Origin of the sequence: Chitinophaga filiformis, from assembly GCF_021646545.1 — a bacterium.
GTDB lineage: Bacteria > Bacteroidota > Bacteroidia > Chitinophagales > Chitinophagaceae > Chitinophaga > Chitinophaga filiformis_A.
Genome location: NZ_JAKIRP010000001.1, coordinates 1,122,507 through 1,140,583 on the forward strand (window position 1 = coordinate 1,122,507; position 18,077 = coordinate 1,140,583).

The 18,077-nt window shown below is 45.8% G+C and carries 16 protein-coding genes; 12 read left to right on the forward strand and 4 right to left on the reverse strand.

All coding sequences use genetic code 11. From position 1 onward, the window contains the following. Positions 1-52: 52 nt before the first annotated feature. The 10 genes from L3C95_RS04670 (at position 53) to L3C95_RS04715 (ending at position 11,950) form a co-directional block, all read left to right on the forward strand. Positions 53-1,330 (forward strand): hemolysin family protein, encoded by a 1,278-nt coding sequence (locus L3C95_RS04670; RefSeq protein ID WP_236385580.1) that lies wholly within the window; start codon positions 53-55, stop codon positions 1,328-1,330. A gap of 803 nt (positions 1,331-2,133) precedes the next feature. Beyond that, a complete protein-coding gene (gene tatC / locus L3C95_RS04675; RefSeq protein ID WP_236385581.1) occupies positions 2,134-2,985 on the forward strand; it encodes a twin-arginine translocase subunit TatC in 852 nt (283 codons plus the stop codon). Positions 2,986-3,093: 108 nt separating this feature from the next. Beyond that, positions 3,094-3,555 (forward strand): ribose 5-phosphate isomerase B, encoded by a 462-nt coding sequence (gene rpiB / locus L3C95_RS04680; protein ID WP_149698885.1) that lies wholly within the window; start codon positions 3,094-3,096, stop codon positions 3,553-3,555. A 712-nt stretch (positions 3,556-4,267) separates the two neighbouring features. Beyond that, complete coding sequence (locus tag L3C95_RS04685; RefSeq protein ID WP_089834563.1) at positions 4,268-4,768, forward strand: RNA polymerase sigma factor; 501 nt, start codon at positions 4,268-4,270, stop codon at positions 4,766-4,768. 179 nt (positions 4,769-4,947) lie between these two features. Then, positions 4,948-7,296, forward strand: a complete 2,349-nt coding sequence (locus L3C95_RS04690) for an ATP-dependent helicase (RefSeq protein ID WP_236385582.1) — start codon at positions 4,948-4,950, stop codon at positions 7,294-7,296. A gap of 63 nt (positions 7,297-7,359) precedes the next feature. Beyond that, positions 7,360-7,818, forward strand: coding sequence for a regulatory protein RecX (locus L3C95_RS04695; RefSeq protein ID WP_236385583.1), 459 nt, complete (start codon positions 7,360-7,362; stop codon positions 7,816-7,818). A 71-nt stretch (positions 7,819-7,889) separates the two neighbouring features. Beyond that, a complete protein-coding gene (locus tag L3C95_RS04700) occupies positions 7,890-8,684 on the forward strand; it encodes an amidohydrolase (RefSeq protein ID WP_236385585.1) in 795 nt (264 codons plus the stop codon). Positions 8,685-8,687: 3 nt separating this feature from the next. Beyond that, positions 8,688-9,071 (forward strand): VOC family protein, encoded by a 384-nt coding sequence (locus L3C95_RS04705; protein ID WP_236385586.1) that lies wholly within the window; start codon positions 8,688-8,690, stop codon positions 9,069-9,071. Between the two features lie 68 nt (positions 9,072-9,139). Next, on the forward strand, positions 9,140-10,246 hold the full coding sequence (nagA, locus tag L3C95_RS04710) for an N-acetylglucosamine-6-phosphate deacetylase (RefSeq protein ID WP_236385588.1): 1,107 nt from the start codon (positions 9,140-9,142) through the stop codon (positions 10,244-10,246). A 21-nt stretch (positions 10,247-10,267) separates the two neighbouring features. Further along, positions 10,268-11,950, forward strand: coding sequence for an ArnT family glycosyltransferase (locus tag L3C95_RS04715; RefSeq protein WP_236385590.1), 1,683 nt, complete (start codon positions 10,268-10,270; stop codon positions 11,948-11,950). A 79-nt stretch (positions 11,951-12,029) separates the two neighbouring features. Here L3C95_RS04715 and thiL read toward each other — a convergent pair whose 3' ends face one another. Both thiL and L3C95_RS04725 read right to left on the reverse strand, forming a co-directional pair. After that, positions 12,030-13,064 carry a thiamine-phosphate kinase gene (gene thiL / locus L3C95_RS04720; protein ID WP_236385592.1) on the reverse strand — a complete coding sequence of 345 codons (1,035 nt, stop codon included), beginning with the start codon at positions 13,062-13,064 and terminating at the stop codon, positions 12,030-12,032. Positions 13,065-13,080: 16 nt separating this feature from the next. Further along, positions 13,081-13,854 (reverse strand): inositol monophosphatase family protein, encoded by a 774-nt coding sequence (locus L3C95_RS04725; RefSeq protein WP_236385594.1) that lies wholly within the window; start codon positions 13,852-13,854, stop codon positions 13,081-13,083. A 158-nt stretch (positions 13,855-14,012) separates the two neighbouring features. On the opposite strand from L3C95_RS04725, the gene L3C95_RS04730 reads away from it, so the two are divergent. Next, positions 14,013-15,545 (forward strand): GH3 auxin-responsive promoter family protein, encoded by a 1,533-nt coding sequence (locus L3C95_RS04730; protein ID WP_236385595.1) that lies wholly within the window; start codon positions 14,013-14,015, stop codon positions 15,543-15,545. A 111-nt stretch (positions 15,546-15,656) separates the two neighbouring features. Next, positions 15,657-16,295, forward strand: coding sequence for a LysE family translocator (locus L3C95_RS04735; RefSeq protein WP_236385597.1), 639 nt, complete (start codon positions 15,657-15,659; stop codon positions 16,293-16,295). A gap of 80 nt (positions 16,296-16,375) precedes the next feature. On the opposite strand, the gene L3C95_RS04740 is transcribed toward L3C95_RS04735, so the two are convergent. After that, on the reverse strand, positions 16,376-17,410 hold the full coding sequence (locus tag L3C95_RS04740) for a 2-oxoacid:ferredoxin oxidoreductase subunit beta (RefSeq protein ID WP_236385599.1): 1,035 nt from the start codon (positions 17,408-17,410) through the stop codon (positions 16,376-16,378). A 99-nt stretch (positions 17,411-17,509) separates the two neighbouring features. Then, a complete protein-coding gene (locus tag L3C95_RS04745) occupies positions 17,510-17,863 on the reverse strand; it encodes a carboxymuconolactone decarboxylase family protein (protein ID WP_236385600.1) in 354 nt (117 codons plus the stop codon). Between the last annotated feature and the right edge of the window lie 214 nt (positions 17,864-18,077).

The following is an 18,077-nucleotide window of genomic DNA, read 5'->3' on the forward strand; positions in this document are numbered from 1 at the left end:
TTTGTATAAGGAATGACCGTACTTATAATGTGGAATCTATAATTCCTTACTTTTGAACTATATTATGGATACTTATACACTCCTGATCCTGGCCATACTGGTATTGCTGGCAGGTTTCTTCGCCGGGTTGGAAACGGCTTTCGCCAATGTGAACAAGTTGAGCATTGAGCTGAAAAAGAAACAGGGGCGGGCTACCGGTAAAATACTGGCCAGCTTTAATGACAACCCCTCCCGCTTTCTGGCAACCAGTCTGTTGGGATTAACTATTGTTGTGGTGATATACGGGATTATGTTCCATAGCTTTCTGCAGCCGATATGGAACCTCATGTTGCCCCCTCAGCAGAACACTATACAGCAGCCAATATTCCTCTTCATTGATGTGATATTAGGCACATTGATTCTGTTGACCTTTGGCTTTTTTATTCCCCGTGCTATTTTCCGTTCCCGTCCGGAAGGATTGTTAAGCTTTTTTGCTTTACCCATTTCCGTGATCTCTAAACCATTGTATGTGATTGGCAGCCTGCTGGTGTCTATTTCCGAGTGGATACTGAAATACCTGTTCAACGTACGTATAGTGGAAACAGCGACTACCTTTCCCCGGGTAGACGTAGAGCATTTCATCCGTCAGTCGCAACAGCATGTAACGGAGAACCAGGAACTGAATACCGAGTTGTTTGAAAATGCATTGTCGCTTGCACATGTGAAGATCCGCGGTTGCCTGATACCCCGTAAGGAGATCGAAGCGCTGGAGATCAGCAGCCCGATCTCGGAAGCACAACGGAAATTCATGGAGACCAAGCTCTCTAAGATCATCATTTACGAAAATACGATCGATAATATCCTTGGCTATATTCATCAGCTGGATATGTTTAAAAGTCCTGCTGAGATTTCAGCTATTCTTCACCCGATCCTGGCAGTACCCGAAACGATGAGCGCCATCGACCTGCTGAGCAAATTCAATAAAGAACGCAGAAGTATTGCCTGGGTGGTAGATGAATTTGGTGGAACAGCCGGTATTGTGACCATAGAGGATGTATTGGAGGAGATCTTTGGAGAGATCAAGGATGAGCATGACGTGGAAGAATTCGTGGAGAAACAGATAGCAGAGAAGGAATATATTTTTTCAGGAAGGCTGGAGCTGGATTTCCTGAATGAAAAATACGGTTTTGATTTCCCGGAAGATGAGAGCGAAACTTTGTCGGGTTATATCATCAATCACCATGAAAAAATTCCTCGTCTGAAGGAAAGGATTATCATCGACGATTATGAGTTTGATGTGCTGAATGTAACGGAGACGAGGATAGAAATGGTAAAAATGAAGGTTCTCTAATAAAATTCAGGATAAATTGACTTTTTTTATCTTTGGATCACAATTTTTAGTTGCTTAAATGTCAATTATTTAGGAGAGCTTACTACTTTTTTATAAAAGAAAAGAAATCAGGAATTGATATTGTTATTATTTTTTTAATATATTTGCAATGTCGTTAAACATCGAGCCTGCTAAAACGATTTAAAAAAAGTAGTAGGTATTTAACACTAATTTTATACATTTGCTGCAGATGATGTAACACAATGATTTGATTTTTGTTAAAAGGATGTAAAAAAAATTGTTACAACATTGATAATAACATATTTTCTTTCTATTTTTGTGATAGAAATTTAAAAGTAACCAGAAACACAAACATCTTGAAAGCTTGCCATCAATCGGATGCAATGTGAATCTGGAAACAAAGACATTCTCGAATTCAACTTTTTTGGGGTTAACAAACAATGGATGAAAGGCCGGCTCTTGATTCTTCTCGGGCTGGCTCTTTTTTTGTCTGAAAATCAGACACATTCTGTTCGCCGGGGTTGCACACCGGGCTACAAACACCACAGCTCCTAGCGGAGCTGATTTACGCAGCTTCACCACCCGGTTTTCAACCTGACTTTTCAAACATCTTTACTCCTGGTTCATTTTTGCCTTTTTCAGCCCTTTATCCCCTGTATCATATCATTGATCTGTCTTAACCACCGCTTACCTTTAATTTCCCTTAAAACTTTGTACTAATGAGGGCAGAGGCTCTGTTTTGTTCAACGCAACAGCTATATTTGTGCTCCTTAGGATAAAACATTCACAGCCCGACTTAAGATATGTTCAAGAAAATTTTTGCAAATAATGAGGAGAAAGCAGAGATGTCTTTCTTTGACCACCTGGAAGACCTGCGTTGGCATATAGTGCGTTCGATCATTGCGCTGATAGTAGTGAGCATTTTCGGATTTGTGTATACCAAAGAAATACTGGACGATGTGATCTTTGGCCCAACAAACGCTAATTTCCCTTCATATGTGGCTCTATGCAAACTGGGCCACCTGGTTGGATTAGGAGATAAATTATGTATTACGCCTGTGCCCATCGTCTTTCAGAACCACGTACTGGTAGGACAGGTGATGTTGCAGTTCAAACTGGCTTTTATATTCGGCCTGGTAGTAGCGTTCCCATATATTTTCTGGGAGTTCTGGCGCTTTATTAAACCTGCGCTGAAAGAGCGTGAATTAAGGGGAGCAAGAGGAATCATTTTCTGGGTATCCTTCCAGTTCTTCCTGGGGATTGCCTTCAGCTATTTCCTGATGGCGCCTTTTACCATCAACTTCCTGGCGGGTTATACTGTTACAGATAAAGCAGTCAACCAGTTCTTCATTGACGATTACTTTGGATTGATGACCCAGATCGTATTAGGGATGGGCGTTTTATTTGAATTGCCGATCCTTGTTTTCTTTCTGACAAAGATCGGTTTCATTACGCCGGATTTCCTGCGTACTTACAGAAGGCATGCCGTAGTGGTGATACTGGTACTGGCTGCTGTCATCACACCTCCGGATGTAATAGATCAGCTGATCGTATTTACGCCATTGTATCTTTTATACGAAATAAGTATTTATATTTCGGGTAGAGCATTGAAAGGAATGGAGAAAGAAGAGAACGAAGTAGAAGAATGGTCTTAATCTGACGCGTGTTAATTAGGCATAACGCGGAATGTCCCTTGTAAAACTGCATAGGATATTCCGCGTTGCGCTTTCTGACTTTTGCTTCACTTTTTAAATTTTTGTCTTATGTCATCACAACCATTATTTAATCTTACGTTGCCGGTAGCCGTAGGCTCTGACCATGCGGGATTTGAATATAAAGAAGAGATTATCTCTTACCTGGAAGGAAAGGGACTAAAAGTAAAAGATGTGGGCGCGCATTCAAGTGATGCTGCAGATTATCCTGACTTCGCGCATCCTGTAGCCACGCTTGTAGAGAGGGAACAGGCAGCTTTTGGTATCCTGGTATGTGGTAGTGGTAACGGTGTTGCTATCACAGCAAACAAACATCAGGGCATACGGGCCGCTATCTGCTGGGGAGAGGAATTGTCGCGCCTGGCGCGTGCTCACAACAATGCCAACGTACTGTGTATCCCTGCACGTTTTGTTGATGACAGTGTTGCAAAACAAATTGTGGATGTATTTATTGATACGCAATTTGAAGGCGGCCGTCATGAAAACAGAGTAAGAAAAATTGCCTGCCTGTAAGCATAACAAGGTCAACCTTACATAAAAACGAACGCTGATTAACGCTATATAGAAAAAGCGATAATCAGCGTTTATTATTTATATATTATCGCCCCTCTCTTTTTTTGGTAAATACAATAGCTTTCGTTAAATTGTGTTAAGAGTCAGTCAGTTGGATGTTTTTAGTTCGTATTGTATTTAGCATATTCAATGTGTGTGTTTAAGTATTTGATATACCCAATAAAGTAAACTAACAGATCATTTTTTGCACCTAAGAAATCAGATACTTGAAAATCGGGAAAAGGAAATCAGTTTTAAAAAATAAGAAAACAATTCAGGAACCGTAAGAGAGAGTCATTCCCCCAGTACACTAACCAAAAAAATAAATTTATGGAAACACCTCTATTCACCAGGTGGCATAGTCCTGGCTTTCCCGGAAAGTTACAGGTAAGTCATGTTCGAACGGGATTGCAGTTACAGCCTATTTTCTGTATAACATAACATGTGGGACAATGTAGCAAAGTGTACTATTAGTTTGAGAAAGCAGCCTTTTTTATTCCCCCCAAGTATCATTCGAATGTTCATTTCTGCGCACATGAATTGATATAACTGTTTGTACATTTTAAATACCCTTACATATGATATTTGACATTTACAACAATAACTGTTTCCCTTAAAGCAAGGTTTATCAGCTGAATCAACAATTATTTCAGATGCTTAAACTATCACCATTATGTCATCCACAGAATTTAATACGTTGCTGCTGGGAAATGCGGATTTTCTCAGACCGTATGCAGTTACCTTAACAAAAGATTCGGAATCTGCGAAGGACCTCTACCAGGAAACGCTGTTCCGGGCGCTGGCCAATCGTGATAAATACCTGGCAGGCACCAATATCAGGGCATGGCTGTATACAATCATGCGCAATATCTTCATCAACAACTACCGGCGTGGAAACAGGCAGTTCCGTTTGCTGGACAATTCCGCCGGAGAATATCTGCTGCATCAGCAACAGCCATGCATCGGTAATTCTGCAGAGACCAATCTGCGCATCAAAGATGTACATATGGCGGTGTATAACCTCCCCGTAATATTTAAACAACCTTTCATGCTTTATTTTGAAGGGTATAAGTATTATGAAATAGCTGCTATGTTAAATGAGCCGCTGGGAACAGTAAAAAGCCGCATTCATTTTGCCCGTAAAATGCTTAAATCCCGTATTGCAAGATATTGACCCCTTCCGGAAAAGGGGAGAGGATAATGCTCGCGGAAACCACGCGTAGCGGCAGGTCTGTGTCCTTTCTCCTTTTTCCTTTTCTCCCTTAATGCTTTCTTTCGTAATTTTATGCCTTCCCTTTTTAAATATTCAAACATCATTTCCCGGGTGAAAGACAGGGATCTTTAATAAATCGAATGAAGGCAAATTATTTAGATGAATTGAATGAGCGGCAACGCGCAGCAGTAGAACATATCAATGGACCACTGATGATTGTGGCAGGCGCCGGCTCCGGTAAGACGAAAGTGCTGACCACCCGTATCGCACACCTGTTGCGCAACGGGGTGGATGCGTTTAATATCCTGTCGCTGACATTTACGAATAAGGCCGCCCGCGAAATGAAAGAGCGTGTGGAAAAGATCCTGGGGGGTACGGAAGCCCGTAACCTCTATATCGGTACCTTCCACTCGGTATTTGCCCGCCTGCTCAGAGCGGAAGCACATCGCCTCGGTTATCCGAACGACTTTACGATCTATGACTCCGATGATGCCAAAAGCGTGCTTAAAACCATTATAAACGAGCAGAATCTGGACGATAAGCACTATAAGCCCGCTCTCGTATATAACCGCATTTCTGCGGCTAAAAACAGCCTTATGGGGCCAGAGGAGTATCAGCATGACTACGCCGTTCAGCAGGAAGATATGCGGGCCAACAGACCGCTTACCGGAAAGCTGTACGATATGTATGCCAAACGCTGCTTTAAGAACGGCGCCATGGACTTTGATGACCTCCTGTTCAAAATGTACGTGTTGCTGAAAAGCTTCCCGGAAGTACTGCACAAATACCAGCACAAGTTCAAATATATCATGATCGATGAGTACCAGGATACCAACCCTGCCCAGTACGAGATCATCAAACTGTTAGGCGCTGCCCACGAAAATATCTGTGTGGTGGGGGACGATGCCCAGAGTATCTATTCCTTCCGTGGCGCTACCATCCAGAATATCCTCCAGTTCGAAAAGGACTATGAAGATGCAAAGGTGGTGAAGCTGGAACAGAACTACCGTAGTACCAAATCCATCCTCAATGTAGCTAACGAGGTGATCGCTAATAATAAAGGCCAGATCGAAAAGAACCTGTGGACAGATAATGCCGACGGGGAAAAGATCAAGCTGGTGCGCACCATGACCGACAATGAGGAGGGTAAGTTCGTAGCCGATACCATCGCCGAACAAAAGCTGCGCTATCATTACGCCAACCGCGACTTTGCCATTCTGTACCGTACGAATGCCCAGAGCCGTGCCTTTGAGGAAAACCTGCGCCGCAAAGCGATCCCTTACCGCATCTTCGGAGGCTTGTCCTTCTATCAGCGTAAGGAGATCAAAGACTTCATTGCTTACCTGCGTATCGTTACCAATCCACAGGAAGAGGAGAGCCTCAAACGTATCATCAACTATCCGGTGCGTGGCATCGGTAAGACCACGATAGACAAAGTATCTGTCCTGGCTAATGATCATAATATCACTTTCTGGAACGTACTGGAAAGGGCACAGGAGTTCGGATTTAAATCCGGTACGCTGGAAGCCATCGAGAATTTCGTGATGATGATACGCAGCTTCCAGGCGATGCTGGGTAAACATAATGCCTATGACATCGCTTTACAGGTCGGAAAATCCACCAACATTGTAAAGGAACTGTTCAACGATAAAACAACAGAAGGCCTGGCCCGTTACGAGAACATCCAGGAATTGCTGAACTCTATCAAGGAATTCACCGAAACACCTACGGAAGATGGTGAACTGGTGGAATCAGAAAAATCCCTGGGTACCTACCTGCAGCAGATCACCCTGCTGACAGATGCAGATAAAGGGAATGATGAGGATAGCGATGTTGTGAAACTCATGACCATCCACGCAGCAAAAGGGTTGGAATTCCCTGTGGTATTCTCTGTAGGATTGGAAGAAAACCTCTTTCCAAGCGGCCTGTCCATCAACTCCAGGGAAGAACTGGAGGAAGAGCGCCGTCTGTTCTATGTGGTGATCACCCGTGCAAAATCTCGTCTGTTCCTGACTTATGCGAATAGCAGGTATCGCTTTGGACAGCTGGTGAACAATGAGTCCAGCCGTTTCCTGGAAGAGATGCCTGAAAAATACATCGACCGCAGTTATGCCGGCGGCGGTAATGTGAACCGCAGCCCTATTAATAGCGGCAACGGTTTATGGGGCGGCGGTGGCGGCAACATGTTTGACCGCATGCAGAAGAAATCGCCCCAGGCAGCACCGCAGTCCTCAGGTCCGCGTCCTGCGCCAAGACCTGTTCCTAACGCGGCACCCGGCAACCATGTGCCTTCTCCGAATTTTACCCCGGATGATCCGGCTATCATGGAGCCAGGCATGGAAGTGGAACACCAGAAGTTCGGTTTTGGCACCATCCTGAACCTGGAAGGGCCAATGAACAACCGTATTGCGACCGTGAACTTCCCTAAGGGCGGTGGCGAAAAGAAGATCATGCTGAACTACGCCCGCCTGATGATCGTTAAAAAATAACCGTACTATAACTGGCTGCAAGAGAAGGGATCCCCGTCTCTTGCAGCTTTTATTTATACCGATATGTCTTCCGCCATACTGAAACTGCGCCATTATTGTGCATACCAGGAGCGCTGCCACAGCGAGGTGAAATACAAATGTATTGAGCTGGGACTGCGTGGTGAGGAGATAGATGCAGCTATTGCCGACCTGATATCGGAGAATTTCCTGAACGAAGAACGCTTTGCCCGCGCCTTTGCGGGGGGAAAGTTTCGTACAAAACAGTGGGGCCGTAAGAAGATCGTGCAGGAGCTGAAGCAGCGGCAGGTGTCTGAGTATTGTATCCGAATGGGTATGGAAGAGATCGATGGCGACGACTATGACAAGACTTTAAATACCCTGGCAGCTAAGAAGTATGCTTCCCTGAAGGGGGAACAGTACCTTAAAAGGAAGTATAAAACCATGCAATACCTGTTGCAAAAGGGGTATGAACCCGAGCTGATACAGGACATAGTTGAACAAATCGCAAAAGAACCCGGATAGATAGCGGATAATTTTCATAGTTTTTAAACGAAGTCATCGTAATTTGCAAGAAGGAATTTAATTGAAAATTTATGTCAGATCTGAAGGTAACGCTTATACAGACCAACCTGCACTGGGAGAATATAGAGGAAAATCTTCGCATGTTCGATGAAAAGATCAACGCTATTCAGGAACGTACAGAGATAGTGATATTGCCGGAAATGTTCAGCACAGGCTTTAGTATGGCCCCTGAAAGACTGGCACAGACCATGGACGGTAGTGCCGTACAGTGGATGAAGAAGAAAGCTGCCGAGAAGAACATCATTCTCACCGGGAGCCTGATCATCGAAGAGAATGGCCAATATTACAACCGTCTGCTATGGATGCAGCCTAACGGAGTATACGGCATCTACAATAAACGTCACCTGTTCGGTTATGCCGGCGAGCATGAACATTACCAGCCGGGCGACAAGCGCCTGATTGCCCAGGTGAAAGGATGGAAGATCTGCCTGAATGTTTGTTATGACCTGCGCTTCCCGGTATGGTCCAGGAACGCGATCGTTCCGGAAACCGGTGCGCCGGCTTACGACGTCCTGATCAATGTGGCCAACTGGCCCGAGCGCAGAAGTACCCCATGGAAAACACTGATCCATGCCCGCGCCATTGAGAACCAGTGTTATGCCATCGGTGTGAACAGGGTCGGTAACGACGGCAACAATATTTACCACAGCGGCGATTCCAGCCTGATCGATCCCCTGGGAGAGATCCTTTACAGGAAATCGCACGATGAGGATATTTTTACTACTACACTAGAACGCTCCCGCCTGGACGAGGCAAGGAAGAACTTTCCTTTCCTGAAGGATGCAGATAAATTCCAGGTATTTTAATTAATGTTGAAGGGTATACATCATATTGCTATCATTTGCGCTGACTATGAGCGAAGTAAGCGTTTTTATACAGAAGTGCTCGGACTGAAGATCATTCGTGAAGTATACCGGCTGGAACGCCGGTCATACAAGCTGGACCTGTCCCTGAACGGGCATTACGTGATAGAATTGTTTTCCTTTCCTGACCCGCCGCCAAGAGTGAGCGGGCCGGAAGCCGTTGGATTGAGGCACCTGGCCTTTTCAGTGAATAATATTGAACAGGTGGTAGCCCATCTTAAAACCCATAATGTAACTCCCGAGCCTATACGCACAGATCCTTACACCGGCAGGCGGTTCACCTTTTTTACAGACCCTGACGGCCTGCCACTGGAATTATACGAAGTGTAACGCAGTTCATAGGACTTGCCGGCTGGTATTGACTATGACTGTTATCATAGATACTTAAAACATTGTCAATGCTTAGGGCTTACATTAACACGCGGATTTTCACAGGAGATTTATGGCTGGATGGCTATGCCGTGGTTACGGACGAGGGGCGTATACAACAGGTATTGCCGCAGGCACAGATACCAGCAGAGGCTGAACTGACCGATCTGAAAGGAGCTATACTGGCGCCGGCTTTCATTGATCTGCAGATCTATGGCGGCAATGGCAGGTTGTTTCCTTTTACGCCGGATAGCGCTACCTTAAAGGCGACTTACGAATATTGCAGCGCCGGCGGCGCCGCTTTTTTTCTGCCTACCATTCCTACACATTCTTCCGGGGTGATAAGAAAGTCAATCGAAGCCGTACGGCAATACTGGGAGGAAGGAGGAAAAGGTGTACTGGGCCTCCACCTGGAAGGACCGTTCATTAACCCCGAGAAAAAAGGAGCACACCTTCCCCAATATATCAAACAACCTACTGCGGCTGATATCAAAGAATTACTGGCAATCGGGAAAGGCATCATTAAAATGATGACGCTCGCGCCGGAATGCTGTGATCCGGCGCTGGTAAAACAATTACAGGACGCCGGCGTGATAGTGTCCGCCGGGCATAGCAATGCCGATTATGCCACTGCCTATCAGTCATTTGAAGATGGCATCACTACCGCCACTCACCTCTTCAACGCCATGTCTCCCCTGCAGAGCCGTGCACCAGGTCTGGTGGGTGCTATTTATGATCATCCTTCCGTACATGCCAGCATCGTAGCCGATGGGATACACGTAGATTTCAACGCCGTACGTATCAGCAAAAAGGTGATGGGCAACCGCTTGTTCCTGATTACAGACGCCGTAGTAGCCTGCGCTGAAGGAGACTACGTATATGTGGAACAGGAAGACCGTTATGTGAATGCCCAGGGAGTACTGTCAGGCTCCAGGCTTACCATGCACCAGGCGGTAAAGAACTGCATCACCAAAGTGCGCATCCTGCCGGAAGAAGCGCTGCGCATGGCTTCTACCTACCCGGCAATTGTTGCCGGCGTATCACATGAACTGGGCAAAATAGCACCCGGGTATCTGGACGCCATGGTAGTTTTGGATACTGACTGGGAGTTGAAACATTTAATTGGGTTATCTTAGCGGTTTCAACCTGTAATTTTCATGGGCATCATACATTACTTTAAAAAAGACCAGTACAAGAACTTATTTCTCCTGGTATGGCTTTTACTTGGACTGATACAGGCTGGATTTACCGAGTTGATGGATGATGAAGCCTATTATTGGGTATACTCCCGTCATCTTGACTGGGGTTATTTTGATCATCCACCTATGGTGGCCTTGCTGATCAAAATCGGGTATGGGCTATTTCATAATGAGTTTGGTGTTCGTTTATGCATGGTGATCCTTAGTGTACTGACACTGGTCATCACTGACAAGCTGATACCCCGCAGAGATAACCGGCTGTTCTACCTGTTGCTCTGTTCCATGGCGGCCATGCAATTGGGTGGTATGCTGGCTGTGCCAGACGTACCGCTGGTGTTTTTTGCCTCCTTCTATTTCCTGGTATACCGCGATTTCCTGGAACAGCAGAGCTGGAAGAATACCCTGCTGCTGGCTTTGAGTATGGCCCTGATGTTCTACAGCAAATACCATGGTATTCTGCTGGTGGCCTTCACGGTTATATCTAACCTGAACCTCCTGCGGGTATTCAAATTTTATGTTGCCTGTATCATTACCACCATATTGTTCGTGCCACACCTTTACTGGCAGTATGCACACGATTTCCCCTCGTTGCAGTACCACCTGGTAGAAAGGAACGCGAGCACTTATCAGATCGGGTTTACCCTTGAGTATATCCTGGGGCAGGTGCTTTTATTTGGTCCGGTGGCAGGATGGCTTGTGTTGTATTACGCTTTCGTTTGCCCTATCCAGAGTGCGTTTGAAAGGACTTTGAAGTACTGTATGATAGGTGTACTGGCATTCTTCCTGTTAAGTACTTTCAAGGGCAGGGTGGAGACCAACTGGACGGTGATGTTGTTTACACCGGCAATGGTACTGGCGCATCAGTCAGTTCGACGTAAACGTTCACTGAAATGGTCGCTCCGCATATTGCCTTACATGGCTGCATTCACGTTGATCCTTGTACTGGCTACCAGGGTTTATATGATATGGGATTTTATGCCAGGTGTTGAAATACGTCCGGAGATACATCACAATAAACCCTGGGCAGACGAGATCAAGCGGCAGGCTGCCGGTCGGCCAGTAGTGTTCATCAACAGTTATCAATGGCCATCCAAGTACATGTTCTATAGTGGTGAGCTGGGCTATGTGGTAAACAATCGTTACACCCGCCGTAACCAGTATAACTATTGGGATACCGAAAAGCAGTTATGGGGCAAGCCGGCGCTGATTGTTTTTACGCCTGATAATCCCTTGCCGGTAACAGACAGCTTTAATACAGTTAAAGGTCCATGGAATGCTTACGCTGAGGATCATTATTATTCCTATTCGCTCATCACGCTGGTGCCTGCCATGAAACACGTAAAGGCGAAACGGGGCGAGCGTATGCCTTTCATCCTGTCGTTGAGAAATGGTTACAATACACCGGTACCGGTGGATAAAGCGCATGAAGCAGTAATAGGATACGCGTTTGCAAAGAAGGAACAGGTTTTGGGCGGCGTGAAATCAGACCTTACTTTGAGCAGGGCCATTGATCGGCGTATCATCCGGATGGAAGTGATCATGCCGGACCAGCCGGGAACCTATCAGCTGAAGTTCTGTGTATTTGCCGGAATATTCTTTCCGACACATAACAGCCAGACAGTAACAGTAGTAGTCGAATAAGACCATAAAAAAGGAATCAGGGATTGTATGTTGCGATATACGCGTTCATGCAATCCCTGATTCCTTTTTATTTATTCCTTTACTGCTGGAAGGCATTCCAGCCTTGTGCCACCAGTTTAAATTTATTGCCGCCTTTTGTCAGGATATGGGCGCCTTCACTGATGTCGGTCATATACCCGATAACACTGATCTGCTCAGATAGCACGATCTTATCGTAGTCAGCCTGTTTCATGGTAAAGAGCAGTTCATAATCTTCTCCTCCGCTAAGCGCTGCGGCTGTAGGGTCGAGAGAGAACTTCAGGGCCATTTCCTTTGTCTCGCTGGCGATAGGGATCTTCTCTTCATATAGTACCACCCCAAGATTACTCTGCTTACAGATGTGCAGGATCTCAGAGCTGAGGCCATCACTAACATCCATCATGGCGGTAGGCTGGATATCCTGTTCCTGCAGGAAATCAATGATATCGCGGCGGGCTTCCGGTTTCAACTGACGACCGATGATATAGGTCTGGTTTTCCAGGTCGGGCTGCAACTGCGGACTTTCCAGGTAGATCTGTTTCTCTCTTTCCAGGAGTGTGAGTCCGAGGTAAGCCGCACCCAGGTCGCCGGATACGCAGAGCAGGTCTCCCTTTTGTGCTGTAGAGCGTTTTACGAATTTATCAGGCGCTACTTCACCAATAGCAGTTACGCTGATCACAAAACCTTTCTGGGAAGAAGTAGTGTCTCCACCTACCAGGTCCACGCCATATTTTTCGCAGGCGGCATACACGCCTTCATAAAATTCGTTGAGTGCATCTACAGAGAAGCGATTGCTGAACGCAATACTCATGGTGATCTGAGTAGGAGTAGCGTTCATTGCATATATGTCAGAAAGGTTTACTACAACTGATTTATAGCCCAGGTGTTTCAGGGGCGTATACATCAGGTCGAAGTGGATACCTTCTACCAGCATATCGGTGGATATCACCGTTTGCCGGCCGAAATGATCAATAACAGCGGCATCATCACCTACACCCAGGATAGTACTGGCCTGCTGGATCTCTATATTCTTGGTAAGTAGTTCTATAAGTCCGAACTCGCCGAGCGAGTTTATCTCTGTTCTTTCTTCACTCATGGTGTATGATATTAGATCAGTATTTTCCGTTTACAATGTTGACCAGTGGCTCATGAATAAGGCCATTGGTAGCAATCAGCGTACGCTGGTAAGGAGAGTAGCGGTGACCTTTGAAGTCGGTTACTTTACCTCCTGCTTCCTCTACGATCAGGAATCCTGCGGCAGCATCCCATGCGTTGAGGCTATGCTCGTAGTACCCATCAAAGCGACCGGCAGCTACCCAGCAGAGGTCGATAGCGGCAGACCCGAGCCGGCGTACCGGTTGTCCCTGTTTTACGAAGTACTCAAATACGTCGATCGGACTATGAGTATATTCCTGCCAGGTATAAGGGAAGCCCGTTACCATGCAGGCCTTTTTCATTTCATCTTTGGTAGAAACCCTGATTGGTTTGTCATTGAGGGTAGCGCCCTGTCCCTTTTCTGCAAAGAAGAACTCGTTCAGGAAAGGGTTGTAAACAGCTCCCAGGATCATCTCTCCATCCTGCTCAATGCCGATGGAAACGCAACAGATCGGAATGCCATGGGCAAAGTTCACCGTACCATCCAGGGGATCGATGATCCACTTGATATTGGAATCTGAAGTGATCTCGCCAGACTCTTCACTGAGGATGAAGTGGTGAGGGAATGTTTCCCTGATCACACTGAAAATGGCAGTTTCTGCATTCTTATCAGCTTCTGTTACCAGATCATTCACGGAACTTTTGCTGGATACTTCGAAAGAGCCGTTAAAGTACTGCTTTAGAACATCTCCACCGGCTTTTGTTGCTTTGAGTAGGGTAGCTTTTAACATGGGGCAAAGGTACGCGGGAATTTTTTTTCTAACCATATCGTTTTTAGTAATATGTTTGTATAAGATTGCCAGAGGTAAGGTACCTGTAATCCAAAATCGAACCGTAGCAATCCGAAATTCGGCGTATTTTTGCAGTTAATAAATGAGAAGGTAAATTAATGGCCATTTTAGGAAATCTTATATCCAGGTCACTGCGCATCAGGAAGAAATTTACATTTAAGTTAGGGACACCTCGCCAATATCAGCTCCAGGTATTACACAGACTGCTGGCGAAGGCCAAGGACACTCAATTCGGACAACATTATAAATTTCAGGAGATCCTGAACAGTCCGAATGTCATGGCACAGTACCGCTCGATTGTACCTGTGCATAACTACAACAAGATGCACGCAGAATGGTGGCATAAGTGTCTGGAAGGACAGGCTAATGTCAGCTGGCCGGAAAAAATAAAGTACTTCGCGCTTAGCTCCGGTACATCGGAGTCGGCGAGTAAACACATACCTGTTACCCGGGATATGCTGAAAAACGTCAAGAAAGTGGGCGTAAAGCAGCTGTATTCCATGGCTAACTTCAATATACCCCCCAAGTCCTTTACCAAGGGTATCCTGATGCTGGGTGGCACCACTGCCTTGTACGAGAAAGGAGACTACTATGAGGGGGATATGAGTGGTATCCAGGCCAAGAACATTCCGCGCTGGTTCAGACGTTTTTACAAACCGGGCGGTAATATCTCCAAAAAGCCAAACTGGGAACAACGTATCCGGCTGATCGTCCGCAAGGCGCCGCAGTGGGACGTAGGTACCGTATGTGGTGTGCCTGCCTGGGTACAGATCGTATTGGCAGAGATCATCAAATACCACGGCGTTAAGAATATTCACGAAATCTGGCCGAACCTGGCCGTATATATCCATGGTGGGGTATCGTTCGAGCCTTACCGGGACAGCTTCCAGAAATTACTGGGAAAACCGATCAATTTCATTGAAACTTATATGGCTTCCGAAGGCTCTTTCGGTTTCCAGGCAAGGCCTGGTGTAAAGGGCATCAAGCTGGTGCTGAACACCGGTATCTTCTATGAGTTCATTCCGTTCAATGAAGAGAACTTTACGTCAGATGGTGAAGTAAAGCCTAATCCGAAAGCGTATATGATCCATGAAGTGGTGGAAGATGTGGAATATGCTGTTATGCTTTCTACTTGTGCCGGTGCATGGCGTTACCTGATCGGCGATGTGGTGAAGTTCACTTCCGTAAAGGAACATGAGATCGTGATCGTGGGTCGCACCAAGCAATTCCTGAGCCTGTGCGGGGAACACATGAGTATCGATAACATGAACAAGGCCATCGATATGGTGCAGAAGAAGATGGGTATCACCATCAAGGAATTCACCGTAGCAGGTTTCCCTTATGAAAGCCTGTTTGCGCACCGCTGGTATATCGGTACTGACGATGTGAATGTAGACGCTAACCGTGTCCGCGAGATCATTGATCAGACCCTGGCTGAGGTGAATGATGATTATGCGGTAGAAAGGACTTCAGCCCTGAAGGAATTGTTTGTGGAAATACTGCCTAACGAAGTGTTCATTGATTATATGCGGGCGAAAGGAAAAGAAGGCGCTATGAACAAATTCCCACGTGTATTAAAGGGCGACAAGCTAAAAGACTGGGAGCAGTTCCTGAGTGTAAAATCAGTCTGAGAAATTTAACGATTCTATAAATAAAAAGAGGGGTAACTTCAGCAATCAGGTTACCCTTTATTTTTACATAAAGATAGCCGTAGCAGCGACGGCGACGGAATTTTGTAGCGCATGATATCAGCACTGGCACAGGGGATGGCGTTGGGCTTATTTTTATCGATTTCTGTAGGTCCCGTTATCTTCGCCATCATAAAGTACAGCATTAATAATGGATTTAAGGCAGGCGTGAGCTTCGCTTTAGGAGTGTCTTTCAGTGATATATTTTTTGTATTGACAGGCAACCTGGCAACATCGTTCATTACTGGTCTTGAGGAATATAAAAAATACATTGGCATCATTGGTGGTATCATGCTCATAGGTATGGGTATATACGGACTCTTTTTCAAAAAGGTGATGATCAGCACCGGCGATGAACGACCGGAAATGTTCCGCACTCACGACTATCTGAAGATCTGGCTGGCCGGCTTCCTGATGAATACACTGAACCCCGGTGTGATCATTTTCTGGCTGGGGGTGTGCGTATCTTCCAGTTCGACGGCAGTAGGCCATCGTATCATCATGTATGCAACGGCTTTGGTGTGGGTACTATCTACGGATATTCTGAAAGTATTTGTAGCCGATAAGATCAGGCATAAGCTGACCTTAAGCAATGTGGTATGGTTGAATAAGATAGCAGGGGCAAGCCTGATCCTGTTTGGGGTGATCCTGTTGTATAAGGTGTTGCTCGACCCGGGAAGCATCACACATTAACGAATAAAGCAATTAACGATAAAAAGAAAAGCCATTCATATCGAATGGCTTTTTCTTTTTATTGGTGGTGGTAAAATTTCTTATTTGATAGTCCAGGTTTCTCTACCTGCCAGTAGTTTGTCCAGATCGCCAGGGCCTTTCTGAGCGATGGCGGCGTCCAGCTGTGCGTTCAGCTGCTCTTCGTAAGTAGGACGGAAGGCTTGGTAGAACACACCGAAAGGACGGGGAAGGTGACCTTCTATACGAGGATCGTCGAACATACGGGTGAGGATCTGTGCTTTATAGAAGTCTTTCTCGTCATGGATCCAGAGGTCGCTGGCACTGTATTCTCCACCCAGTTCCACTACTACCGGCTTTAAGCCATCGAGGCGGATACCTTTATTCTTCTGGGCGCCGAATATCAGCGGCTGACCTTGTTCCAGGAACAGGGTTTCTTCCATTTTGCTACCTTTCTCGGTAAAGATCTCGAATGCACCATCGTTGAAGATGTTACAGTTCTGGTATATTTCCAGGAAGGAAGCACCTTTATGTGCATGGCTGCGTTTCAGCAGTTCCTGCAGGTGTTTAGGATCGCGGTCCATACTGCGGGCAATGAAGGTAGCATCTGCACCTAATGCCAGCGCCAGCGGATTAAAAGGATGGTCGATGCTGCCGAAAGGAGTGGATTTGGTCACTTTGTTCTCTTCTGAGGTAGGAGAGTACTGGCCTTTCGTCAAACCATAGATCTGGTTGTTGAACAGCATGACATTGATGTCGAAGTTACGGCGCAGCAGATGGATGGTATGGTTACCACCGATGGAGAGGCCATCACCATCGCCGGTCACTACCCAAACGCTGAGCTCAGGACGTACGGCTTTTAATCCGGATGCAATAGCGGTAGCACGACCATGGATCGAGTGCATACCGTATGTGTTCATATAGTAAGGAAAACGTGAGGAGCAGCCGATACCGGATACGATCACGATATTTTCCTTTGGAATGCCCAGGCCGGGCATGATAGTCTGTACCTGTTTTAAGATCGAATAATCTCCGCAACCCGGGCACCAGCGTACTTCCTGGTCCGTTGCAAAATCCTTCGCCGTTAACGCCTGCGGAGCTATAGTAGCTGTTGACATCTGAATGTTTTAAAGAAAAAGTGAAAAACGGTTGGCAAAGTTACGAATTGTTTGTCCTCTGCGGTTTACGCAATACGGAATACTTCTAACTGTTCCCTTTTAAGCCTGTTCCTGCTGTAATAACGCCTCCCAATATTCGGCTGCCCTTCTGGTGTGTGGGATCACTATAGTACCGCCAACAATGTTGGCTACAGCAAAGATCTCATACATTTCGTCAGTGGTAACCCCCTGTTCATGGCATTTTCCGAGGTGGTATTTGATACAGTCGTCGCAACGGAGCACCATAGATGAAACCAATCCCAGCATTTCCTTCACTTTGGTACTTAATGCGCCTTCTGCATAGGTGTTTGTATCAAGATTAAATAAACGGTTAATGACCTTGTTCTGTTTACCCAGGATTACCTCGTTCATTTTGGCCCGGTAATCATTAAAAGCTTGTATCTCGTCTGCCATTTTATTGTTTGTTTACACACCTTAAAGCTATGAAACGATTCCCAAATATAAATCAATCTACTTATTCAGTAGACTATGGCTTCGGGCGACTAAAGGCTTGATTTATTTAGTAATTGTATATTAATGAGTTATATCGCCTGGAATAACCCAGGGTTATTGCTCATAACAAGAAGTGATGAGAATCGCAGACCTCTACCGGTACTTTGGTGCCTGC